General features: G+C 64.7%; 24 protein-coding genes and 2 pseudogenes. 7 read left to right on the top strand and 19 right to left on the bottom strand.

Going from position 1 to position 22238, the window contains the following annotated elements:
• Positions 1–1364 (bottom strand): annotated as a pseudogene (locus RCJ92_RS05820) (ABC transporter); the annotation flags it as partial.
• Positions 1365–1588: 224 nt separating this feature from the next.
• On the opposite strand from RCJ92_RS05820, the gene RCJ92_RS05815 reads away from it, so the two are divergent.
• Positions 1589–2077, top strand: coding sequence for a DUF6328 family protein (locus RCJ92_RS05815; RefSeq protein ID WP_246049574.1), 489 nt, complete (start codon positions 1589–1591; stop codon positions 2075–2077).
• Here RCJ92_RS05815 and RCJ92_RS05810 read toward each other — a convergent pair.
• The gene (locus tag RCJ92_RS05810) at positions 2074–2880 is read right to left on the bottom strand and encodes an oxygenase MpaB family protein (protein ID WP_446754011.1); all 807 of its coding nucleotides are present in this window, start codon (positions 2878–2880) and stop codon (positions 2074–2076) included. The genes RCJ92_RS05815 and RCJ92_RS05810 overlap by 4 nt on opposite strands.
• Positions 2881–2992: 112 nt before the next feature.
• Between RCJ92_RS05810 and RCJ92_RS05805 the strand changes: the two genes are divergently transcribed.
• A complete protein-coding gene (locus RCJ92_RS05805) occupies positions 2993–3667 on the top strand; it encodes a metal-dependent transcriptional regulator (protein WP_446754010.1) in 675 nt (224 codons plus the stop codon).
• On the opposite strand, the gene RCJ92_RS05800 is transcribed toward RCJ92_RS05805, so the two are convergent.
• The 9 genes and pseudogenes from RCJ92_RS05800 to RCJ92_RS05760 all read right to left on the bottom strand — a co-directional run.
• A complete protein-coding gene (locus RCJ92_RS05800) occupies positions 3664–4539 on the bottom strand; it encodes a metal ABC transporter permease (protein WP_446754009.1) in 876 nt (291 codons plus the stop codon). The genes RCJ92_RS05805 and RCJ92_RS05800 overlap by 4 nt on opposite strands.
• Positions 4536–5273 (bottom strand): metal ABC transporter ATP-binding protein, encoded by a 738-nt coding sequence (locus RCJ92_RS05795; RefSeq protein WP_138175897.1) that lies wholly within the window; start codon positions 5271–5273, stop codon positions 4536–4538. The genes RCJ92_RS05800 and RCJ92_RS05795 overlap by 4 nt, the downstream gene beginning before the upstream one ends.
• Positions 5270–6229 carry a metal ABC transporter substrate-binding protein gene (locus tag RCJ92_RS05790; RefSeq protein ID WP_446754008.1) on the bottom strand — a complete coding sequence of 320 codons (960 nt, stop codon included), beginning with the start codon at positions 6227–6229 and terminating at the stop codon, positions 5270–5272. The genes RCJ92_RS05795 and RCJ92_RS05790 overlap by 4 nt, the downstream gene beginning before the upstream one ends.
• A gap of 168 nt (positions 6230–6397) precedes the next feature.
• Positions 6398–6748 carry a cupin domain-containing protein gene (locus RCJ92_RS05785; protein ID WP_446754007.1) on the bottom strand — a complete coding sequence of 117 codons (351 nt, stop codon included), beginning with the start codon at positions 6746–6748 and terminating at the stop codon, positions 6398–6400.
• Positions 6749–6850: 102 nt separating this feature from the next.
• Positions 6851–7501: an aminoacyl-tRNA hydrolase gene (locus RCJ92_RS05780; protein ID WP_446754006.1), complete on the bottom strand. Its 651-nt coding sequence runs from the start codon at positions 7499–7501 to the stop codon at positions 6851–6853.
• Between the two features lie 76 nt (positions 7502–7577).
• Positions 7578–7928 carry a cupin domain-containing protein gene (locus RCJ92_RS05775; RefSeq protein ID WP_446754005.1) on the bottom strand — a complete coding sequence of 117 codons (351 nt, stop codon included), beginning with the start codon at positions 7926–7928 and terminating at the stop codon, positions 7578–7580.
• Between the two features lie 100 nt (positions 7929–8028).
• Positions 8029–10233 carry an SH3 domain-containing protein gene (locus RCJ92_RS05770; RefSeq protein ID WP_446754004.1) on the bottom strand — a complete coding sequence of 735 codons (2205 nt, stop codon included), beginning with the start codon at positions 10231–10233 and terminating at the stop codon, positions 8029–8031.
• 249 nt (positions 10234–10482) lie between these two features.
• A complete protein-coding gene (locus RCJ92_RS05765; protein ID WP_446754003.1) occupies positions 10483–10938 on the bottom strand; it encodes a flavin reductase family protein in 456 nt (151 codons plus the stop codon).
• 28 nt (positions 10939–10966) lie between these two features.
• Positions 10967–11107: pseudogene (locus RCJ92_RS05760) on the bottom strand (flavin reductase family protein); the annotation flags it as partial.
• Between the two features lie 127 nt (positions 11108–11234).
• Here RCJ92_RS05760 and RCJ92_RS05755 point away from each other — a divergent pair.
• The gene (locus RCJ92_RS05755; protein ID WP_446754012.1) at positions 11235–11768 is read left to right on the top strand and encodes a sugar O-acetyltransferase; all 534 of its coding nucleotides are present in this window, start codon (positions 11235–11237) and stop codon (positions 11766–11768) included.
• A gap of 7 nt (positions 11769–11775) precedes the next feature.
• Here the strand turns inward: RCJ92_RS05755 and RCJ92_RS05750 are convergent, their stop codons facing one another.
• On the bottom strand, positions 11776–12624 hold the full coding sequence (locus RCJ92_RS05750; protein WP_446754002.1) for a hypothetical protein: 849 nt from the start codon (positions 12622–12624) through the stop codon (positions 11776–11778).
• Positions 12625–13004: 380 nt separating this feature from the next.
• Between RCJ92_RS05750 and RCJ92_RS05745 the strand changes: the two genes are divergently transcribed.
• The gene (locus RCJ92_RS05745; RefSeq protein WP_446754001.1) at positions 13005–13931 is read left to right on the top strand and encodes a MerR family transcriptional regulator; all 927 of its coding nucleotides are present in this window, start codon (positions 13005–13007) and stop codon (positions 13929–13931) included.
• Positions 13932–13974: 43 nt separating this feature from the next.
• Here the strand turns inward: RCJ92_RS05745 and RCJ92_RS05740 are convergent, their stop codons facing one another.
• Complete coding sequence (locus tag RCJ92_RS05740) at positions 13975–14178, bottom strand: helix-turn-helix domain-containing protein (RefSeq protein ID WP_054821201.1); 204 nt, start codon at positions 14176–14178, stop codon at positions 13975–13977.
• Between the two features lie 220 nt (positions 14179–14398).
• Between RCJ92_RS05740 and RCJ92_RS05735 the strand changes: the two genes are divergently transcribed.
• A complete protein-coding gene (locus RCJ92_RS05735; RefSeq protein ID WP_138175877.1) occupies positions 14399–14884 on the top strand; it encodes an Lrp/AsnC family transcriptional regulator in 486 nt (161 codons plus the stop codon).
• 29 nt (positions 14885–14913) lie between these two features.
• On the opposite strand, the gene RCJ92_RS05730 is transcribed toward RCJ92_RS05735, so the two are convergent.
• The 6 genes from RCJ92_RS05730 to RCJ92_RS05705 all read right to left on the bottom strand — a co-directional run bounded on the left by RCJ92_RS05730 (position 14914) and on the right by RCJ92_RS05705 (position 21258).
• Entirely contained in the window at positions 14914–15531 is a 618-nt protein-coding gene (locus RCJ92_RS05730) for a TetR/AcrR family transcriptional regulator (RefSeq protein ID WP_138926771.1), read from the bottom strand.
• 120 nt (positions 15532–15651) lie between these two features.
• Entirely contained in the window at positions 15652–16791 is a 1140-nt protein-coding gene (locus tag RCJ92_RS05725; RefSeq protein WP_446754000.1) for an MFS transporter, read from the bottom strand.
• A 70-nt stretch (positions 16792–16861) separates the two neighbouring features.
• Positions 16862–17266 carry an arsenate reductase/protein-tyrosine-phosphatase family protein gene (locus tag RCJ92_RS05720; protein ID WP_138175873.1) on the bottom strand — a complete coding sequence of 135 codons (405 nt, stop codon included), beginning with the start codon at positions 17264–17266 and terminating at the stop codon, positions 16862–16864.
• A gap of 119 nt (positions 17267–17385) precedes the next feature.
• Positions 17386–18897 carry an APC family permease gene (locus tag RCJ92_RS05715; protein ID WP_446753999.1) on the bottom strand — a complete coding sequence of 504 codons (1512 nt, stop codon included), beginning with the start codon at positions 18895–18897 and terminating at the stop codon, positions 17386–17388.
• A 70-nt stretch (positions 18898–18967) separates the two neighbouring features.
• A complete protein-coding gene (locus RCJ92_RS05710; protein WP_446753998.1) occupies positions 18968–19837 on the bottom strand; it encodes a universal stress protein in 870 nt (289 codons plus the stop codon).
• Positions 19834–21258, bottom strand: a complete 1425-nt coding sequence (locus tag RCJ92_RS05705) for a flavin monoamine oxidase family protein (RefSeq protein ID WP_446753997.1) — start codon at positions 21256–21258, stop codon at positions 19834–19836. Before RCJ92_RS05705 ends, RCJ92_RS05710 begins: the two co-directional genes overlap by 4 nt.
• Positions 21259–21365: 107 nt before the next feature.
• Between RCJ92_RS05705 and RCJ92_RS05700 the strand changes: the two genes are divergently transcribed.
• Positions 21366–22010, top strand: coding sequence for a TetR/AcrR family transcriptional regulator (locus RCJ92_RS05700; RefSeq protein WP_346921259.1), 645 nt, complete (start codon positions 21366–21368; stop codon positions 22008–22010).
• 2 nt (positions 22011–22012) lie between these two features.
• On the top strand, positions 22013–22228 hold the full coding sequence (locus RCJ92_RS05695) for a hypothetical protein (RefSeq protein ID WP_446753996.1): 216 nt from the start codon (positions 22013–22015) through the stop codon (positions 22226–22228).
• The last annotated feature ends 10 nt before the right edge of the window (positions 22229–22238 follow it).

Genomic DNA, 22238 nt, shown 5'->3' with positions numbered 1-22238 from the left:
TCCTGCAGCCCGGGCACCGGGCCGCTGTAGAGGACTTGTCCCCCGTTGCGTCCGGCCCGCGGGCCGACATCCACGATCCAGTCGGCGGCGGCGACCACATCCATGTTGTGCTCCACCACGAACACCGAATTTCCGGCCTCCTTCAGCGAACCGAGCACCTGGATCAGCGGCTGCGCGTCGGCCGGGTGCAGTCCCGCGGAGGGTTCATCCAGCACGTAGATCACTCCGAACAGGCCCGAGCGCAACTGGGTGGCGATGCGCAGGCGCTGCATCTCCCCCGGGGAAAGGGTGGGGGTGGCCCGGTTCAGACTCAGGTAGCCCAACCCCAGGTCCAGCAGCACCTGGATGCGGGCGCGCAGGTCCGTACCGATGGTCTGGGCGACCTGCTGCTCGGCGGCGGTGGCCTGCTGCTGGGGTTGATAGGTATCAAGCAGTTCGGCCAGCTCGGTGAGCGAGGCCGCGTTGAACTCGGCAATGGTGCGCTCTGCGAAGCGCACCGCGAGGGACTCCTGACGGAACCCGGTGCCCCCGCACAGCGGGCAGGGCCCGGTCTTCAGGAAGCGCAGGGCCTTGGCCCGCATGGTTTCACTCTTGGACTCGGCCACCGTGTGCAGCACATAGCGTTTGGCGCTCCAGAAGCGGCCCTTGTACGGCTTTTCGATGCGGTCCCGTTCCGGGGTCACCTCCACCACCGGCTGCTCGTCCGTGAACAGCAGCCAGTCCCGGTCCTTGCGGGCCAGCTGCCCGAAGGGCTTGTCCACGTCATAACCCAGGTGGCTGGCCACGTCGCGCAGGTTCTTGCCCTGCCAGGCCCCGGGCCAGGCGGCGATCGCGCCCTGTCGGATGCTCAGGGATGGGTCGGGCACCAGCAGCTCCTCGCTGACCGTGTGGGCCTGGCCCAGCCCATGGCATTGCGGGCAGGCACCGACCGCGGTGTTCGGGGAGAACGCGTCCGAATCCAGGCGCGCCGCACCCGGCGGGTAGCTGCCGGCCCGGGAGAAGAGCATGCGCACCGAATTGGACAGGGTGGTCAGGGTGCCCACGCTGGAGCGGGAGCTGGAACCGGCGCGACGCTGCTGCAGCGCCACCGCCGGGGGCAGACCTGAAATGTACTCGACCTTCGGGGTGTGGCCCTGGGAAATCAGCCGGCGCGCGTAGGGGGCCACGGATTCCAGGAAACGGCGCTGGGCCTCGGCGAAGATGGTGCCAAACGCGAGCGAGGACTTGCCCGAACCGGAGACCCCGGTGAACGCCACGATCGCATCCCGCGGGATGCGCACCTCCACGTTCTGCAGGTTGTTCTCACCCGCCCCGCGCACGTGCACGAATCCGTCCTGCCCGGCCGTGGCGCCGGGCGCCGGCAGTCCGGGAGCGGGGTCGGTGCCCGGGGCGGGGTGAATGCTGTCGTCCTGCTGTTCCAAGGTCTTCACCTTCCCCACCCTAGGCGCAAGCGCCCGGGCCGCTCAATGAACTGGCTTACCCTTGTCCGTTGGCAGGAAACACGCTGGACGCCGCTCCGCCAGGCGGCACGCTTGCGGTAGGCTTTCGACACTTGCACGCTGTGTTGTTGTCACGAGGAGTCCGGAATATGGGGAAACGGCGAAGCATGCCCGATGACAGTCCCGAGGCGCCGCACCGCCAGTGGAATGAGCTGTTGCAGGAGATGCGCGTCATGCAGACGGGCATCCAGATCCTGGCGGCGTTCCTGGTGGTGCTGCCCTTCCAGTCGCGGTTCGAGATCGTTGAGCCGCGCGAACAGGTGATCTATGCGGTGCTGCTGCTGGTCTCGGTGCTGCTGATACTGCTGATGATCTTCCCGGTGGCGGTCCACCGCTACCTGTTCGGGCAGCGGGTGAAGGCCACCACCGTGCACCTGGGGCATATCGTGGTCAAGGTCGTCGGGATCGGGGTGGGTCTGCTGATCTGCGGTTGTGTCTGGTTCGTGGTGCAGGTGCTGTTCGGCTGGCAGATCGGCTCGCTGGTCGGCGGTTCACTGATGCTGGTGACCATCTTCCTGCTGGTGATCCTGCCGCGGTTGGTCACCCCGCTGGACACCCTGCCGCAGCAGGACCGCTAGCCCAGCCGTCCCTCGTCAATGCGGCGCAGGCTGTAGCGCATCGGGGCGTGGCGCACCGCCCGGGGCAGTACCCGGTTCGCGGTACGCAGCACCCGAACCACCGCGCCGTAGCGCCGACGCACCGTGGGGGTGAGCCGGTACCCGTAGAGTTCGCGCACCCGCGGCGGCAGCTGGGCAATAGTCACATCCCGCACCAGCGGCAGCACCGCCCGAATCCACCAGGGGGCGTGGCGCCCGGTGAACAGCTCATCTGCTGCCTGGCGCACCTCCTCGGTGACCTGCAGCTGCTCCAGCATCTGCTGGAAGTAGCGTTCAAATTCCGCGCGGTCCGCCGGCCAGAAACCGTCGGGCATCTGCAGCGCGCTTCCCAGCACCGCGTACTCGCGGTACAACGCCTCCTCATCGTTCGCTTCCAGGGCCGGCAGCGTCAGCCGGGCGGCGAGGGTCGCCGAATCGTAGAGGGTTGCCGCCACCCACACCTGTAGCCGGGGGTCACGGGCGGAGTAGGCCGGGGTCCCGTGCCGCGGATCGCGCGGAGCGCGCACCGGCCGGTGGGCGGCGTCCACGAAGTTCACCACGCGCTCGCGCTGCCGTTCGTTGCCGGCACCCAGTGCGTAGACGTAGGCAAGGGTGTTGTGCAGCCGGGAGAGCGGGTCGGCGACAAAGTTCGAGTGGCGCACCACTGCGGTGCCGATGCGCGGTTCGGCCAGCTGCAGCAAGATGGCCCGCCCCGCCCCCAGCAGCAGGCTCGCCTCCGGGGCGATGCGACGCAGAAGGCCTTCTTGGGGCTGGCGTGGATCCATGGTGTCCAGAATAGGTCAGCGCCCTGCATGCCCGATGGGAAGGCGTCGGTGCGGCCACGCCTGGACCTGTCCACCAAGCTGGCACCAATCAGCATTGACTATGATGTAAGACGTGTCAGTCACCCAGCTTTCGGATAGCGCGCAGAACTACCTGAAGATCATTTTCAGTCTCAAGGAGTGGTCTGATAAGCCGGTTACGCCCACGGTGATTGCCGAGCGGGCCGGGGTGAAGCTATCCACTGTCTCCGGGGCTTTGGGCAAGCTGCGTCAGCAGGACCTGCTGGATCACGCCCCCTACGGAGAAGTCAGTCTCACCGAGACCGGGCGCGCCTACGCGGTGGCCATGGTCCGCCGCCACCGGCTGATTGAGACGTTCCTGGTGCAAATGCTCGGGTACCGCTGGGACCAGGTCCATGCGGAGGCCGAACACCTGGAGCACGCGGTCTCGGATTTCATGATCAGCCGGATCGACGAGCTGTTGGGCCACCCGACCCGGGACCCGCACGGGGACCCGATTCCCAGCGCCGACGGACTAATCGACATGCCCAACGCCCACCCCTTGGGGGAAACCGCCCCGGGCAGCGACGTGGTGGTTGAACGGATCTCGGATGCGGATTCGCAGCTGCTGCAGTACTTCTCCGACCACGGCATTGTGGTTGGCGCCCGGTTGCACGTCACCGGCGGGGATCCGTTCTCGGACACCATCGAGGTCAGCGCCGGGCCCGAGGCCAAGACCGTGGTCCTGGGCAGCCGGGCCTCCGGCGCCGTGTGGGTCTCCGCGACTTAGGCGCGGGCCGTTAGCGCCTTGCGCCGCCGGGCCGCGCGCACGGATTTGGCGACCATCCCCTGCCTCGGGCTGAAGAGGTAGACCCCCAGGAAGATCAGGCCCTGGGCCAGTACCACCATGCCGCCGGTCGAGGCGTCCAGGTAGTAGCTGGCGTACACGCCCACCACCCCGGCTGAGGCGGCCAGCACCGGTGCGATCACCAGCATTCGTCCAAAGCGGTCGGTCAGCAGGTACGCGGTGGCACCCGGAATGATCAGCATGGCCACCACCAGGATCACCCCCACCGCCTGCAGCGCGACCACCGAGGTCATGGCCAGCAGGCCAAGCAGAACCGCTCCCAGGATCCTGGGGTTCATGCCCAGCGCATGGGCGTGGATGGGGTCAAAGGCATAGAGCGTGAAGTCTTTGCGCTTGGTGATCAGCACCGCGAAGGTGACCGCCCCCAGGGCCAGCACCTGCCATAGGTCTGCCCGGGATACACCCAGCAGGTTGCCGAACAGGATGTGGTTCAAATCCAGGTGGCTGGGAGTCACGGAGATCAGCACCAGACCGAACGCAAACAGGGTGGTGAACACGATCCCGATTGCCGCGTCCTCCTTCACCCGGCTGGTGTCGCGCAGTCCCCCGATCAGCGTCACCGCCAGCAGCCCGAACACCACCGCCCCTAGCGCGAACGGCGCCCCAAGGATGTAGGCGATCACCACCCCGGGCAGCACCGCATGGGAGACCGCATCCCCCATCAGTGACCAGCCGATCAGCACAAGCCAGCAGGAGAGCACCGCACACAGCACCGCGGCGATCACGGTCACGGCCAGGGCGCGCAGCATGAAGGTGTAGCCCAGCGGCTCGGAGAGCAGTTCGATCAGATTCATTTTCCGCCTCGGTTCATCGGGTCCAGGCCAAAGGCCAGCGCCAGGTTCTCGGGTTGCAGCACGCTCTGCGGGCTGCCGTGCATCAAAACCCGGGTCATCAGCAACACGGCTTCATCGGCCAGGTTCGGCAGGGCATGCAGGTCATGGGTGGAGATCAGCACACTGCCGCCCTCCGCGGCGATCTCACGCAGCAGTTCGGTGATGGTCCCCTCACTGCGCTTGTCCACCCCGGCGAACGGCTCGTCCAGCAGCATGATGGTCGCCTCCTGGGCGATGCAGCGAGCCACGAAGGTGCGTTTCTTTTGACCCCCGGAGAGCTGGCCGATTTGCCGGTCCGCGTGCTTGGCCAGGCCCACGCGTTCCAGGGCAGTGTCAACGGCCCGGTGATCGGCCTTGCTGGGTCGGCGCAGGAAACCCATCCGCCCGTAGCGTCCGGTCATCACCACTTCACGCACGGAGATTGGAAAGTCCCAGTCCACCGCCTCGTTCTGCGGCACGTAACCGATGGCGGCCCGCTTGCGCGCCAATTGCGGATCCATTCCGTTGATCCGCACGGTGCCGGTGTCCGGGCGAATCAGGCCCATGATCGTCTTGAACAAGGTGGACTTGCCCGAGCCGTTCATGCCGATCAGCGCACACACGCTGCCGGGGTGAACCTGCAGGCTGGCCGAGTCCAGGGCCAGCACCGGCCCGTAGTGCACGGTGGCGTCACGCACGTCGATTGCTGGTGTCATTTTCCGTTTCCATTCAGGGCCCGGGCGATCGCCCGGGTGTCGTGGGTGATCAGATCCAGGTAAGTGGGTACCGGACCGTCGGGCTCGGAGAGCGAATCCACATAGAGCGCTCCCCCGTAGACGGCGTCGGTGGACTCAACGACCCGCTGCATCGCGGCATCGGAGACCGTGGATTCGCAAAAGACCGCAGGCACCTGGTGCTCACGCACATAGTCGATGGTGGAGGCCACCTTGCGGGGGGTGGCCTGGGATTCGGAGTTCACCGCCCACAGGTACTGTTCATGCAGCCCGGCATCGCGGGCCAGGTAGGAGAACGCGCCTTCGCAGCTGACCAGCGCCCGCTTGGTCTTGGGCAGGTGGGCCACGTCGGCCAGCAACTGATCGTGCACCTGCTGCAGTTCCCGCTGGTAGTCGGCCGCGTTCCGCCGGTAGTCGGCGGCGTGCGGCGGATCCAATGCCGCAAACGCCTCTGCCATGTTCTGCACATAGGTTTGCACGTTGACCGGGCTCATCCAGGCATGGGGATTGGGTAGGCCGCTGGCATCCCCGTGCGCGATGGCAATCGGTTCGATGCCCTGGCTGACGTTCACGTGCGGCGCATCGACGTCCGCAACGAACTGCTCAAACCAGGCTTCGAGCCCCAGCCCGTTGTCCAGGATCAGATCCGCCCCGGCTGCGCGGCGCAGGTCATCGGGGGTAGGCTCATAGCCGTGGATCTCCGCCCCGAACTTGGTGATCGATTCGACGCGCAGATGCTCACCGGCAACGTTGTGTGCGATATCGGCCAGCACGGTAAACGTCGTGAGCACGGTGGGGCGTGAATCGGCGGCGGGTTCGGCGCTGGGATCCGTGCTGGCTGGCGCCGCGCAGCCTGCCAGCAGCAAGGCCAGGACCAGTGCGAGCGCTGCTGGGCGGGTCACGGCGTGCCGCCGTTTCCAGCTTTCGGGTAGGTGCATCAGCGGACCCCGACTCCATTCTCAGTGTGCAGAATGCGGCACCTCTGCGTGCCACACCCCCAGAGTAATGTTTGAGGGGTCAAACATTCAAATTTGATACACCTGACCTTGGGTTCGTGACAATGGATTCCCCACGGCGAACCGTGAAGGTTCCGGTGTGCCCCGCAGCTAGTGGTACAGGAAGATCAACAACAGCCGCGCCTGCTCCAGGGCGGTGACCGAATGCTCCAGGGACGCCTCCAAATGCATCATCGCCCCGGCGGCCAACTGATGCACCGTTCCACCGATCTCCAGCTCAACGCTTCCGGAGGCTACCTGGATGATCACGGGGTGCGGCGAGGAATGCTCACTGAGGACCACCTGGTCGTCAAAGGCCAGCTCGGTCACTCGGAAGTTATCGGCCTTGTAATAGGTGTGCGGGGAAATTCTTCCCGGCTTAAAAGGATTGGTCTCGGCCAGCTGATCGACCCCGGTCGTAATTACGCCCCGAGGCAAGTCGCCGTTGACTGGGTGCTCCATCTGCTGCGTCCCTTCGCTCGCTGCCGCTTAGTGCAACCTTGGCACAACTGACGGCAAGGAACCAGAGCCAACGTTGCCCCGTGGGGCTCTACCGCCCCAACGCTATCCGGCCAGCAGCACGTAGGCCGTGGCCGAGCCCGGTTCGATCTCGGTGCGTCCGGCGTCATGAATCACCGGGCCGTGGGCAAGCTCCATGCTGGCGGTGAAGTCATCACGGCTCAGCTGCCGCACCCCCAGGGTGGCGCCGTCGGCGATCCATTGCTGCACGATGTCCTCGTCGGTTTCCAGCAACCAGGCAAACAGGGCGTGGGCGGCCTGGGCGCTGGCCTTGCCGGTGGACATCTCCAGGGAGGTGTCCAGGACGATCACCACTTGCCCGCCCAGCACCCCGCCGGATTGCGGCAGCTGTGTGCCGGAGACCTGCAGCTTGGCCAGGATCTTGGGCATGTCATCGGCCGGAACCGGGGCAAGCCCGGCGGCCTGTGCACCGCCAATTTCAATGAGGGCGTGCTCGGGGAACTCCCGCCGCACCTTGGCGAACGCCTTGGGGTTCGCCCGTCGCACCGACTTGCCGAAAGCACCGTGCGCCCAGGGCTGCCAGGCTGGGTTCACCGGATCCTGCAGGAAAGCGGCGATCGAAGCCAGTGCGACGGCGGCAATGGCTTCGTCCTCGCCGGCCGGGTCTTCCTTGTCGACCAGCAGGATGATGGGTTGAATCAGCTCCGAGGCGACACGTTCGGTATATTTGCTCATTGCTTCATCTTCGCATTCCCGGGCGGATTACGGCACTCGTTGACTTCGGCGGCGTCCTTCGTCCGGGTGAGGACGTTTAGCGGTTGAGGAAGGTGACCGTGATGCGTGCCGGTTCGGGGGCGAAGACGGCGTGGGGAACCATCTCCTCCAGGTGGATCACGCCGCCGACCCCCAGGCGGTGGACTTCTCCACCCACTGTGAAGTCGACTTCCCCGTCAATGACCTGCACCAGGATTGGGGTCCGGGCCTTGTGATCGGGCAGTTCCACCCCGGCGTCGAATGTGATCTCGGTAATCTGCACCATCTGACCGGCGAAGATCCTTTTTGCCGAATACTTGCCCGACTTAACAGGGTTGCGCTCGACATAGTCCTGCACGCTCTGTGCAATCAGCGTCGATTCCTGCGGCGTGCCGCTTTCCTTCGCCACTACGGTGTCCTCCTTGGATGCTGGACGTTGAACTGCCTTGCCACCATCATCTCCCCAAGGGCACGGCCTTGTCTGCCGGGGCGACACGCACGGCGGCGGGTCAGCGCACCGCGCTGTCGTCCAGCTTGCCGCCGGTTGCGGCGTTGCCATAGGTTTCCACGTGCACGTGGTCATTGTGCAAGGTGGTGTCATTCCAATTGCCGGTGAACTGGGTCCCGTATTTTCCGGACTTGGAGTACTCAGTCCACCCGGTGGTCGGCAGCCAGATCTTGTCCCGCCAGATCAGGTACTCCACGCCCAGCTCCATGCGGTTGTCCAGCAAGAACTGCGCGATTCGGTTACCGGCGGCGATGGACTGCGGGTCCTTGTAGTTGCGGATCATGATGTCCACCGCGCGGCCACTGCTGTGCCCCACGGATCCGGAGCGCAGGGTTCCCATGGACGTGTAGTAGCCAGCGAACCGCTGTTGGACGGCTTTCATAACGGCACGGGTGTCGGGCTGCACCGTCGCCGGGCCGGAGGTGCTCAGGTAGCGTTCACTGACCCAGCCGGTGCCCTTGGTGCTGGAGATGTACGCCCACCCGGAGTCCGCCTTCAGGTAGGTGACCTTTTCGGCCGGGGGAACGACTGCCTTGCTCGGGTAGCTGGTTCCAGCCCCGGTGCGCAGGTTCAGGTTGGCGGTGGTCCATCGATACTGGATGGCTTCGGGGCGGGGCGCTTGGGGCTTGGGCGGGGCCGGCTGCTGCGTGGGCGCAGTGGCCGCCGGGGCCTTGGAGGAGAGATAGCTGCTGCTGACCCAGCCGATTCCCTTGCTGGTTTGGACCCGGCTCCATCCGGCGGAGGTCCCCTTGACCGTCAGACGTTCCCCGGTTGGCAGCACACCGACCGACTTGTACATCGTGCCGGCCCCCGACCGCAGGTTCAGGTTCGTGGTGGTCCACCGGTATTGTCCACTGACCGGGGTGTAGGCGGTGGTGATGAGTGATGAGGTGGGCACCCAGCCGGTTCCCTTTGAGGTTTTCACCTGGCTCCAGCTGCCCTTGCTCTGCAGCAGGTCCACCTTCTGGCCAGCAGGAACTGTTCCCAGCGAGCCGGCCGTCGTGGAAGCACTCTTGCGAACGGCGGTGGGGTCAACGAACCAGCGCTGTCCAATGACCTTGGGAGCCTGCGGAGTTGGCTTGGCAGGAGGCTTCGGAGCGCTGGTGGACAGCTGCTTCGAGGCAACCCACACGGGGCCCTTCGCCGTGGAAACCTGCGACCACGAACCCGAGGACCGCAACCACTCGACCTTCGTCCCGGCCGCCAAACTCACGACCTTACTCGACTTGGTACTGGCGCTCTTATACCCGGTCTGCTTCGAAGTCAGCCACCGGTACGAAGCCGCAGGAGCCTTCACCCCCAACTGATTCGAAGGCACGAAACCGGTCTTGCCAGAGACCTTGACCTTGCTCCACGAACCAGACGCACCCAGGTACTGGACCTTGGTCTTACGCGCGACCGCGCCCAGCGACTTCGACTTCGCCGACGCCGAAGCCCGCAACTCCTGATACGACTGCGCATACCGATACACCGCAGGCTTCGGAGCGCTGGTGGACAGCTGCTTCGAGGCAACCCACACGGGGCCCTTCGCCGTGGAAACCTGCGACCACGAACCCGAGGACCGCAACCACTCGACCTTCGTCCCGGCCGCCAAACTCACGACCTTACTCGACTTGGTACTGGCGCTCTTATACCCGGTCTGCTTCGAAGTCAGCCACCGGTACGAAGCCGCAGGAGCCTTCACCCCCAACTGATTCGAAGGCACGAAACCGGTCTTGCCAGAGACCTTGACCTTGCTCCACGAACCAGACGCACCCAGGTACTGGACCTTGGTCTTACGCGCGACCGCGCCCAGCGACTTCGACTTCGCCGACGCCGAAGCCCGCAACTCCTGATACGACTGCGCATACCGATACACCGCAGGCTTCGGAGCGCTGGTGGAAGTCAGGTACTTGCCGGAGACCCAACCCGTTTTTGACGCATATTTCACCTGCTCCCAGGTGCCGCTCTTCTTTAGGACGGTCAGCGTGACGCCTGTAGGAATCACCAGAAGCGACTTGGATGAGGCCGTTGGTTTTTGGCGCAGGTTGAGGTTGGTAGTGGTCTTCTTCTTGATCGTTGCCTTGGCTGTGGCAACGCTGGCAGATGCGACAGGAGAAGCCAGCGCTGCCGCTGCGACGGGATCTGCCGTAGCGGCGGGCAGGGCTCCACCGACGACAACGGACAGGGCAAGCAGCAGCGCTGTGCCGCGTAGTGTGCGAGCCATCTATTCAACTTTCACCCGGGGCTGCTCTGCGCCCCGGGTGCCTCAGTACAGCCGGTCGCCAGTCTTGCCTAGCATTCCAAAAGATTGCGCATGCCCTTCGAGCACGGCGCGGGGAAGGGCGACGAGCAGATTCGAAATGTCACGGCTGCTTAATTTTATGTCAGGTTCGGCATAAGAAAGTACACTTTTTCTGTTTAGTGCAGCTCGCTCAGTAAGTCGCCAAGTGGTGCGGCAAGAATTGTCGCTTGCTTAGTCGGCGGCGGCTCGCTGTTCGTCCCATTTCTCCACCGAAATTCGGCGAATGCTCATGATGTCGCCGATGGAACACCACTGGGCGCCACCCAATCGCGCCACCGGATTCAGCAGCTGGGCATCCGGGCGCTGCTGGTCATTACAGACGTTGTCATCCACCGCAACGTGCACGACCTCGCCGAGCACCAGGAAGGAATCGCCCACCTCAATGATTTGCTCCAGTTCGCACTCAAGTGCGGCAGGGGAACCAGCCACGCGTGGGGACTTCACACGGAAGCCAGGCTCGGATTCGAGAGCTATTTCCGCGAATTCACTGCGGCCGGGCTCGAACTCTGTGGCGCTGGCGTTGATTTCCTCGACATGGTGACGAGAGGCGAAGCAAATGGTGAATTGGCCTGTCTGTATCAATGTTCCGTAGCGTGTCTTTTCGCCCCACTGAGGTGAACTGAACAATGGGTGGATTCGCACTGGCAACCGTGAAGAAGGAATGCGGCGCAAGATTCGGCGTCCCGCGCTGATCCACGGTTGACACCCAGGCAATCGGGCGGGGAATGATGAGATTCTTCAACAGGTGATAGACATCCGCAGCAGCAACTTGCTGCGGATCCGTTTCGATGCGCATGCCAACCAGCTCACCAGATTTACCTGCGCATTTCCATCAGCGCCTTTGGCCTGGATGCGAAACCATTTTCTATGCTGATGCCATAACTGAGCTATTTGCCGATGACTCCCGCTCCAATCGGGAACGAATGCTTGCCGGTGACCCATACATCGCGGACGCCGAATTGGCGCAACTATCGCAGCAAGCGTTGTCCCGAACCTACGAATATGAGCGGGCCTACCTTGAGGATCCGGCGAGCGCCCGTCGCATCCTGGAAAATCTGATCGGCGAGCTGGGAACCGGGGTCGACATTCGCCCGCCCTTGCGAGTCGATTACGGAAGCAATATCAGCATCGGTGAAGGCACGTTCATCAACTTCAATTTTACGGCCCTTGACGTCGCACCCATCAAGATCGGCGCCGATTGCCAGATCGGCCCGAACGTCCAACTGCTTACCCCCACTCATCCGCTGGATCCGGAAGAGCGTCGCAGCAAGATCGAGTCCGCGCAGCCCATCACACTCGGGGATAATGTGTGGCTCGGCGGGGGCGTCGTCATCGTCCCCGGAGTCAGCATCGGACACAACTCGGTCATCGGTGCCGGCGCGGTGGTTACCCGTGATATTCCCGCAGGGGTTGTGGCCGCAGGCAATCCTGCTCGGGTCATCAAACAGCTTGCATGAGCGGCAATCATCGGTGTCGCGCCCGGCGTACGAAGAGGAGGATGACGCTAAGCAGCATGGCCGTGGCCAGCGTGCCCAACCCTAGATAGACGTGGTGAAGCTGGAGCAGCTGCTCGCGGCCGACGGCCCAAAGGTTGTTCGGGGACCGCAGGTCCTCGGCGGACGAGGAGAAGCTGGCAGCCACCGACAACACTGCGGGCATGATCCATTGCACCAGTAGCGCGGCGCACCACAGCAATAGGGCACTACCCCGGGCAAATCCCAGGTAGCCCAAGGCGATGCCCAGCATTATGGGTCCGAGGAAGTCCAAGTGTGTTTGCACCGCGTCCACTGCCAGAACTTCGCCGAGCCAGTACCCCGGCATCAGGCTCAACACCGCCAGGGCTATGGAGAACCCGCCCAAGGGTGCCAAGGACAGTCCGGCATGGAGGACTAATACGCCCACCACCATCGACAGTGTCAGTCCGAGATGCACGCCCAGCTGCTCCACGTCGAGCACCGCGGTGCGAAGCACCGTCCAGGATTGGTAGATGGCCGCCGTCCATCCCGTCAGCAGTCCAAGGCCACAGAGTACCGCGCACCTTCCACGCCGGTCGGCAAGCAGCCGGGTGCCCAGGCCGGTCAGCAGCGCCGAGGCGCCGCCCATGAGGAAAAGAAGGTGGGGCTTCTTGCTCGCAAGGGGAAGCAGGCTCGTGGCCGCCTCTTGCCCCGCTGTGGCTTGGATTCCAGGTTCGGCCGTCAGCCAGGGAAGCAAGGCCAGCACAACGGCGGCTATTCCCAGCAACCACTGCACCCACCAAACGGTCAGGGCCGAGCGGACGGCGGAGACGAAACGTGAAGTAGTTCGAGGGCTCACACTGCAATTCTCCCAAAACCGGCCAGCGAATCGATGAGTCCCGCGCGCGTCAAGGATTTGCGGGGCCGACAGATGGGCTGGGGAAGGACCGGGGAGACATGGGCCACGAGCATCAATATTGCCGCGTCCGGAATAGCGACGGACGACCGCTGAACATGCAGATGGTCCGAAACGCTTCGCTCTGCCACGAAGCCTTTCGGACCATCTGTAGTATTTCTGCTGACCCGGTTCGGCTGGTAAGCGTCCTCTGCACCCTGAACATGAATATGCTTGGTTCACGTTCCGGTGGGTCCTCGGCCCCGCTGGCGGTAGCCCTCGGTTGCCTGTTCTGGTTCTAGTAAATACGCATTCGACAGACTGAGCAATAGGCACATTAATCGTTGATCAATCTGATCAAGCGACGACGAGTCGCCTGTCGATTCCTGGTCATTCTGCCGAAAAAGCTAGTGGATGTGACTTGCGACATATCTAATTCGACGCGAAACCCCCTTGACCCTGACGTTGCGTCAACCTTTAGCGTTGTGGGCATGCAAACCAATTCCTCCCGCCCAGTCGAGCGCTACTCGATCCAACAGGTCGCCAAGGCCGCGTCGGTCACCAGCCGCACCCTGAGGCACTATGACCACATCGGGCTGCTTGAGCCGGTTGAGGTTTCCACCGCCGGATACCGCCTCTACGACCAGGCATCGATCGTGCGGCTTCAACGGATTCTGCTGCTGCGCAACATGGGCATGGAGCTCAAGGCCATCGGCGCGATCCTGGATCAGGAGCAGGACCAGATTGCGGCACTCACCGAACACATTGAGGTATTGAAAGGACAGCGCGCGGCCTTGGATCGGCAATTGGAAACCCTGCAGAAAACCATTGAAAGGCTCAACCGAGGAGAGAGCATGGACTTAAATGAATTTTTCGAAGGAATCAACGAACAATACCGGAAGGAGGTCATCGAGCGCTGGGGTGAAGAGAGCTACACCGCTTCTGACCGCTGGTGGAAAGCCCTGTCCGCAGACGACCGGGGAGATTTCATGGCGCAGTCCAAGGCCCTGATCGCGGCGTGGACCAATGCCGGGACACGGGGCCTGAGCCCCGATTCGGCCGAGGCCCAGCAGCTGGCGGCAGAACACGTGCGGTGGCTGCGTGGCATTCCCGGCACTCCAGGCCACGGGAGTGACGACCCCAGCGTCCTGCACCGGTACGTGCGCAACCTCGCGGAAATGTACGTGGCGGATCAGCGCTTTGGCGATACCTACGGGGGCCAGGCACAGTTTGTGCACGATGCCCTGATCCACCATCTCGACCAGCAGTAGCCCCGACCGGGCACCGGTCAATCCCCGGTGCCCGGAAGGGTTCTCACTTGGTTTCGCGGGCAATGTCCTCCCGCGCCTCCGCGTAACGCCGTTGAATGTAGTTCTCCAGCTCCACACGCTCCACCCGCCACATCCCGCGTCCACCGATCTGGATCGCCGGCAGCTCTCCGCTTTTGACCAGGGCACGCACCTGGGGCAGCTTCACATTCAGCTCTTCGGCAACATCTTCGAGGCGTAGGAATCTCATAACCAACACGTTACGTCCATTAGCTGTCTTTGGGTTCGATTTACTGCGGTTTTGTGGATAACCGTGCGTTTCGGTTAGCCGAGAGGACCTTCCGGGCAGCCGACACATTACCGGTCATACCGTGCAACACGCTTGGGGGTGGCTGATCATTTTGACTAGTATTTCACGAAGGCAACCCGCCTGATTGTTCGATTTGACGCTACCGCGCAGGAGAGACCCCATGATCCCGGAGACGTATCAGCTCGATGAAACCGACCGGCGGATCCTGCTGGCGCTGGACAACGATCCCCGGGTGCCGATCATGATGTTGGCCCAGCAGTTGGGCCTGGCCCGCGGAACCGTGCAGACCCGGCTGGAGCGCCTGGCGCACTCCGGCGCCCTGCGCCCTAACACTGCACGCATTCGTCCGGCCGCACTGGGGCGTGGGGTCTCCGCTGTGGTCAGCGCCGAGCTGGATCAGGCGCGGCTGGATGAATCGATTGAGGCCTTGCGCCAGATTCCCGAGGTATTGGAGTGTGTGGCTCCGGCCGGGGACACCGACCTGCTGATCCGGGTGGCCGCCAAGGACCCGGATGACCTTTACCGCGTCAGCGAGGTCATCCGGCTGTGCCCGGGCATCACCCGCACTTCGACCTCGATGATCCTGCGCGACGTGATCCCCTACCGCACCACCGCCATGCTCAAGCACGACACCGCCACCAAGTAGCCGCGAGTCTTCCGGCTGCCCTGCCGGGCCTAGTTCACCGCAGCTTCTTCAGGCACATCCGCCCGCAATTCGCTGATGCGCCGGCGCAGGTGCCCGGCATGCTGTTGGATTGTTTCTTCCCGGTCATCAAGCTGAACCATCACGTGTGCCCCCACCGTCAGCGTCAGCAGCTCATCGGCCACCGTTGACGGGTCCCACCGGCTGTGCAGCTGCCCGAGGCTCACCGCCTGATGCAGGTACATCACGGCCAGGTTGCGCCAGGGACTGAGGTTGCGCAGGAATGCCTTGCTCAGTTCCAGGTTGCCAATGGACTGCTCCCAAAAGGTCAGCAGCACCCGGGCCAGTTCCTTGTTGTCCTGCCGGTCGGGCAGGGTCTGCTCGAAGATCGCCGAGACCGCGTCCATCCCCTGCAGCCCGGAGACAGTGCGCTGCAGACGCTCAACCAGGACCGCGGTGGCGTACTGGCTGGTGGCCATCAGGATCTCGTCCTTGCCCTCGAAGTATCGTTTGAGGGCACCATTGGCGTACCCGGCGGCCGCCGCGATCTCGCGCATGGTCGCCGCCCGGAAGCCGCCGTCGATGATCAGCTTTTTGGTGGCCAGCACGATTTCCAGGCGCCGCTGATCATGGTCGATAATTTTCGGCACCAAGTACCTCCTCGGGCTGAAGTTCAGCGTCGGGGTTTCCAGCTGGGAATTTCATGAGTGCAGTCCTCGTTCCCAGGGAACCTGTGATAGCGGGCCACACCAGCTTACTGAGCGTTGGGGTTAACTACCAGATTTTACCGGCTGCATCTTGGGTCCGGCCAACAGTGTCCGATTGCTGAGCACGCAAACCAAGCTGAGCACGCACAGCACCCCCAACAGGAGGATGAAATACAGCGGGTCGGCGAACAGCCGCCACAGTGAGAGCAGCGTGGGAATCAGGAAGCCGATGTAGCACACCGAGTAAAACCGTCCAGTCAACTTGCCCACCTCGCCGGAACCGGCCAACGCCAGCACCTGGCCCAGCCCACCCAGCAGCAGGATCCCGTTCGCGCAGCCGGCCAGCACCGAGGCCACCAGGCCCAGGGCGGTGGAACCGGTCAACGCCACGGGGATCATCACCAGGTAGGTGGTGATCGCGGTCAGCAGTCCAATGATCAGCAGCCTTGCCGTTCCCGGCCGGTCCCAGCGCCGGGCAAAGGGCTGGATCAGGGCCCCCAGGCCCATGGTGACCGCCACGGTGATGGTGGAGAACAACAGGCTCGCCCCGGCACCCCTACCGGTCAGCGCCGGGACCACCGCGAAGCCACTGGTGGCCAGGCCAAAGACCCAGGGGGCCATGGGCAGTACCAGGCGGTTGAAAATCTTCAGGCCCTGCGCGCTGGTGCCCTGCACCGCCTGCTGCACCGGTTCCGGCCGGGGAGTGCCGGGTTGGAAGGCAATGAGCACCAGCCAGGCTGCGGCCGTGATCGCGTGCACCAGGTAGGCCAGTTCCGGGTTCCAGGTCGCCCCCACCAGGGCACCGGAGATCACCGGACCGACCGCGAAGCCCAGCGACGTGCACAGTCCGGCGCGCACCGCACCGCTGGCCCCGGGGCTGACCTCCTTGATCCAGCTGGTCACCGCAACCATGGCCAGGCCCATGCCCACCCCGGTCAGCACCCGGCCGGCATGCAGCCACACCTCGGCCTGGGCGCCGAGCATCAGCAGCACCGATCCCCCAATCGAGGCGATCAGCGCCAGCAGGGTGAAGGGCTTGCGTCCCAGCCGGTCCGCCCAGGAACCGGCGAACACCAGCATCGGCAGCAGACCCACCACGTAGCTGGCCAGCACCAGGAACGCGGCCACCTCGCTCAGCTCGCGGTGCTGCTGGTACCAGCCGATCAGGGAGACGTACTGGTTGGCGCACCAGCCGGTGAGCACCAGACAAATTCCGGGGAACCACCAGGAGCCGGCGCGCTGCGTCCGGATGGCCGCGGTAACCGCCGTGATGCTACTGCCCCAGGTCGTAGCTCAGCGAGCGGACCCGCTCGGCGATCTCGTCACGGATCCGGCGCATCCGCTCGGCCCCGGTGTAGCCCTCGTCGCTGGGTTCGGAAAGGATCCAGCGTTCGGTGCGCACCGAGGAGTCGAACGTCGGCTGCGCCTCGCTGCCCAGGATCACCACCCGGTCCACGGTGGCCACCACCTGCGGGTCGATGGCCTTGGGTGTTCCGGCGGACATGTCCGCCCCGGTTTCGGCGATCACCTGCACCGATTCGGGGTTGATGCCCCCGCCCGGGTTGGTCCCTGCGGAGTAGGCGGTGATCTTCCCGTCGGAGAAGTGCTCCATCAGCGCGGCGGCCATCTGGGATTTGCCGGCGTTGCGCGAGCAGATGAACAGTACTGAGTTACCCATGCAGTCATTCAACCACCCCAACGAACAATAGCGGCAACCCGCCGTCCAATTGTTATGCCGTGGCCATGGTGGCCGTCCGGCGCAACAACCTGGCGGGTGCCGCTATTGCGTGGGGGGTGCTAGCGCTTGGTCTTGATCGTCTCCCCGCGGAAGAACGCCGGGTGCTTGACGCGCATGACCAGCATGATCACCACGCCCAGGGCCAGCACGCCGACCCCGAGGATGAACACCATGCCCACCCCGCCAATCGAGGAGCCCGAACCGTAGGCGGGGTCCATGGAGTCGATGCAGGTGCGCACGAACATCACCAGCAGCACCACGCCGCCGATCAGCGGAGCCAGGAACTTGAACAGGATGTTGCGCACCGAGTCGAACAGTTCGGTGCGGAAGTACCACACGCAGGCCAGCGCGGTCAGCCCGTAGTAGAAGCAGATCATCATGCCCAGTGCGGTAATGGTGTCCCACAGCGCGTTCTCGGACAGGATGCGGGTCACCACGTAGAACCCGGCCGCGGCCACGGCCGCGGTGACGGTGGCCACCGACGGGGACATGAAGCGCGGGGAGATCCGCGCGTACTTCTCCGGCAGCGCCTTGTAGTAGCCCATGGACAGGATGGTGCGCGCCGGGGAGACCAGGGTGGACTGCAGCGAGGCGGCGGAGGAGGAGAGGATCGCCAGGCTCATCAGGATGGCCAGCGGACCCATCACCGGCCCGGAGAGCACCGCGAAGATCGATTCCTGGTTCTCCGGGTTGCCGGCGCCCAGGCCCTCGGTTCCGATGCCGGCGTAGTAGATCACGCCCAGGGACACGGCCATGTACAGGGCGATGATGATCAGCACCGTCAAGGTGGCCGCGCGCCCCGGAACCTTCTCCGGATCGGTGGTCTCCTCGTTCATGGTCAAGGTGACGTCCCAGCCCCAGAAGATGAAGATGGACAGGCTCACGCCCGCGGCAAAGGCGGTGAAGGACTCCACCGCGGCCGGGTTGAACATCTCCAGGGTGATCGGCGTGCGGTCAAAGGGCTCGGGGTTGGTGAAGCACATGATCGCGAACAACAGCAGCACCGCCACCTGGAAGCCCACCAGCACGTACTGGAACGCCTTGGTGGCGTTCAGCCCGCGGTAGGAGATCCAGGTCGCGACCGCCACGAACACCAAGGTGGTGGGAATGTTGATCCACAGGTTGCGGGTCAGCTCCGCGATCCATTCCTGCCCGGTCAGCTGCGCGATGAGCAGGTAGAAGAAGTCCACCGCCACGGCCGCCAGGTTGGAGAGCACAATCACCGTCGCGGCGATCAGCCCCCAGCCGCCCATCCAGCCGATCAGCGGACCAAACGCGCGGGTGGCCCAGGTGAAGCTGGTGCCCGAATCGGGCATCACATTGTTCAGCTCCCGGTAGCCCAGCGCCACCAGCAGCATGGGCAGGAACCCGGCCAGGAAGATGGCCGGCAGGTTCGTGCCCACCTCGGCCACCGTCGGGCCCAGGGCTGCGGTGAGCGTGTAGGCGGGGGCGATACAGGAAATGCCGATCACCACGGTGCCCAGCACGCCCACGGTGCCCTTGCTCAGGCCCTTTTCATGCAGGCCACTATCGGACCCCGGCGGGTGCTCCCGCTGCACATCGTTAGACATCTACGGTTCCTTGCTCGTCGTTGAGGTGTACATCCCGGGCAGCTGGGTGCGCGGGCAGGAATGGAAGGCGCTACCGGCCCGACCCGCCGCTGCGGTGTGGAACCACCGCCATCGGCACGGGCAGGTGGCGCAGCATGCGCTGGGCCTTGGAGCCCAGGAACAACCGGCGCGGCGGGGCCAGACGGGAGGAGCCGAAGACGGCCAGTTCCCCGTCCAGCCAGCCGATGGAGGCGATCGCCTCATCGATGCTGGCCCCGGTGACCACTTCCGGCTCCACGTGCTCGCCCAGCCCGCTGGTCAGCTCGTCGAGCTGTTGGCGGGTGGCGCGCAGCACCGGGCTGTCTTCCCCGGCCTGCTCCTGGCTGGTCACCAGCGTGGCCACGCGCAGCCCCATGCCCAGGCGTTCGGCGCTGCGCACCGCCTGGTCGATGACCTCCCCGGCCCCGGGCAGGTCCCCGACGAAGGCGGTGATCCGCGAGATCCTGCCCTTGGCCTGGCGCAGCGCGGCCACCCCGCGCGGGTTGGACATCAGCACCGGCACCGGTGAGGCGTGCAGCAGGCTGGTGGCCACCGCGCCGGGGGCGAAGAACCCGGCCTTGTGGCGGCTGCGCCCGCCGAGCACGATCGCCTCGGCCCCGGTCTCGGCAGCCAGCTCGATCAGCCCGTGCGCCACCGAGGAGACGGTGCGGGCGGTGACCCGGGCGCTGATGCCCTCCGGCACCAGCGCCAGCGCCTGCTCGGCCCAGCGGTCCGCCTGGGCGGAGAGCACGGTGTGGTACCCGTGGTCCCCTCCCGGGTAGGTGGCCTGGAAGGGGGTGTCCTCCGGCAGCACCATGGCCAGTTCCAGCGAATCGACCGCGCGGTCGCTGATCAGCGCGCAGGCCAGCTCGATGGCCTCGGCCCCGCGCTCGTCTGCGGTGTAGCCGATCAGCAGTTTCATGCGCCGACCTTGTTGCCGGCCACGAAGGAGTCCACCCCGTCGTAGTTCCGGTCGTACTCGGTGCCCTCCAGGGCGGCCACGATGCGCGCGGCGGTGCGACGGCCCATGCGCACGGCCCCGTCCACGTGCTGGTAGCCCTCTCCGGCCAGGTCGGAGGAGGAGAAGTAGATTGGGCCGACGTTATCGTTCTGTGCCGGGCCGAAGCGGTACAGCCCGCCCAGGTCATAGCTGGTGGCGTAGGCCCCGCGGGTCCATTCCTCGCTGCCGAAGTCGGAGAGGTAGAAGACCTTGGGCTCCAGGGCCTTGGGGCCCAGGTACTCGGCCATGGCCTTGAGGATGTGCTGCTTGCGTTCGCCCTCGTTGAGGGCGAAGACCTCATCGGCCTTCACGTCGGAGACGAAACCGACCAGGGTGCCGGTGCTCTCCCCGTGGTAGGTGTTGTCGTAGATTTCCTGGACCAGGCTGGTCGGGCCGAAGCAGGTGCCCGACAGTCCCTCTTCACGCCAGAACGGGGTGTCGTAGACGGCGTGCACCTTGATGACCAGGCCCATGGACTGGTGCTGGTGGGTGATGTGCTGCTTGCGCGGCAGCGGCGGCTCGTAGCTGATGCGCGAGTACAGGTTCGGCGGGATGGCCAGGATCACCTTGCGGGCCTTGACGCTCAGGTCCTTGCCGTGGGCGGTGACCCCGTCCTCGGACCATTCCAGGCGCAGCACCGGGTTGTCCAGGAACAGCACGCCCTCCTCCAGGCGTGCGGCCAGGGCCTTGGAGACTCCCTGCATGGTGCCCACGATGCGGCGGTCCAGGATGAAGTCCTCATCGACCAGGTTGTCGAAGGAGCCGGCCGAGGCGGCCATCAGCACGGCCTGCAGCGCGGAGAAGGTGTGGGCCGGCTTGGTGAGCATGCCGCCGGCGATGAACAGCCCCACGTTCTGGCAGGCGACCTCGTCATCGCTGTGCTGGGCCAGGAAGTGGTGGAAGGAGATCTTGTCCAGCTCCTGGGCCTGGGGGTGGTTCCACGGGTGGTCCGGATCCATCTGGGCGGAAAGGTCGTTGAGCAGCCCGATCAGCTTGTTCATCTCGGCCACGGTGGATTCGGCGACCGGGAAGTCCTCGCCCTCATAGCGGATGGACTCGCCCTCGGCGGTGCGGTAGACGCTCTTGCCCTGCTTGTGGCGCTCGAAGGTTTCCAGGCCCAGCTCACCGATCAGCGAGTACAGGGCGGTCTGGTCCGGGCTGATCCACTGCCCGCCGATCTCGATGGTCGCCCCGTCCATGGTCTCGGTCCAGGTGCGCCCGCCCACGCGGTCGCGGGCCTCGAGCACGGCCACGGACTTGCCGGCCTTCTGCAGTTCGTAGGCCGCGGTCAGCCCGGAAGGTCCCGCTCCAACGATGACAACGTCGCGTTCCAGCTGTTTCATGATCGATCTCTCCTGAAGACTATAAAATGAACATGATTCATTTACGCATTAAAGCATAGAATGTTTTCAGGCAAATGTGAAGCAGACCACGTCAGGGGAGACATTTCATGGGCACGACGGCACCGCGGCGCGCTGGCCGACCACGCACGGCCATCCTGGACCGGGCACGGATCACCCAGCACGCCATGGGCGTGGTTCTTGAGTCAGGCTACGAGTCTCTGACCATGCAGCGCCTGGCCCGATCTCTGGGGGTCTCCCCCTCGGCGCTGTACAACCACGTCTCCTCCAAGAACGACCTGTTGCAATGGATTCAGGAAACGGTGATGGATGAGGTGGACCGGGACTGCTTTGACACGATGGAGCTGGGCGCGGCCCTGGAAACCTGGGCGGTGAGCTACCGGTCGGTGTTTGCCCGGCATGTCCCGCTCATCCCGGTGATCGCGGTGCTGCCGGTGGCTGATTCCCCGAACACCCTGACCATGTATGAACGGGTGGCGCGGGCGTTGCATGAGCACGGGGTGCCCCAGGAGCAGATCGTGCCGATCATCGTGGCGCTGGAGTCCTTCATTTTCGGCTCGGCCATCGACACCTCGGCGCCTGCGGACATCTTCGACCCCGGAGAGCATCAGGCCAGCGCGCAGTTCTTTAGTCGCTCGCTGGATGCCCAGCAGGCCACGGGACGGCGCAACTCGGATGACGCCTTTACGATCGGCCTGCGCGCGATGATCACCGGTCTGCTGAAGGGAAGGTAGACATGCAGGAACAGAAACCGCACTGGATTCAGCGCATCACCATCAAGCAGTGGAGCGCGGTGACATTGACCGTGATCGCGCTGGTCTTCATCCTGCAGAACCTCTACCGGGTCCGCGTGCAGCTGTTGTTCTTCCACACCAGCGCACCGCTGTGGGCGGTCATGCTTGGCACGCTGGTGGTCGGCTACTTGATCGGGCGCTTCTCCACCCGGCGGTGACCCGGCCAAG

It is taken from the genome of Glutamicibacter sp. BSL13, from assembly GCF_052928425.1.
Note: the sequence above shows the minus strand (reverse complement) of the source record. Positions and strands in the feature narration are given on the sequence as shown.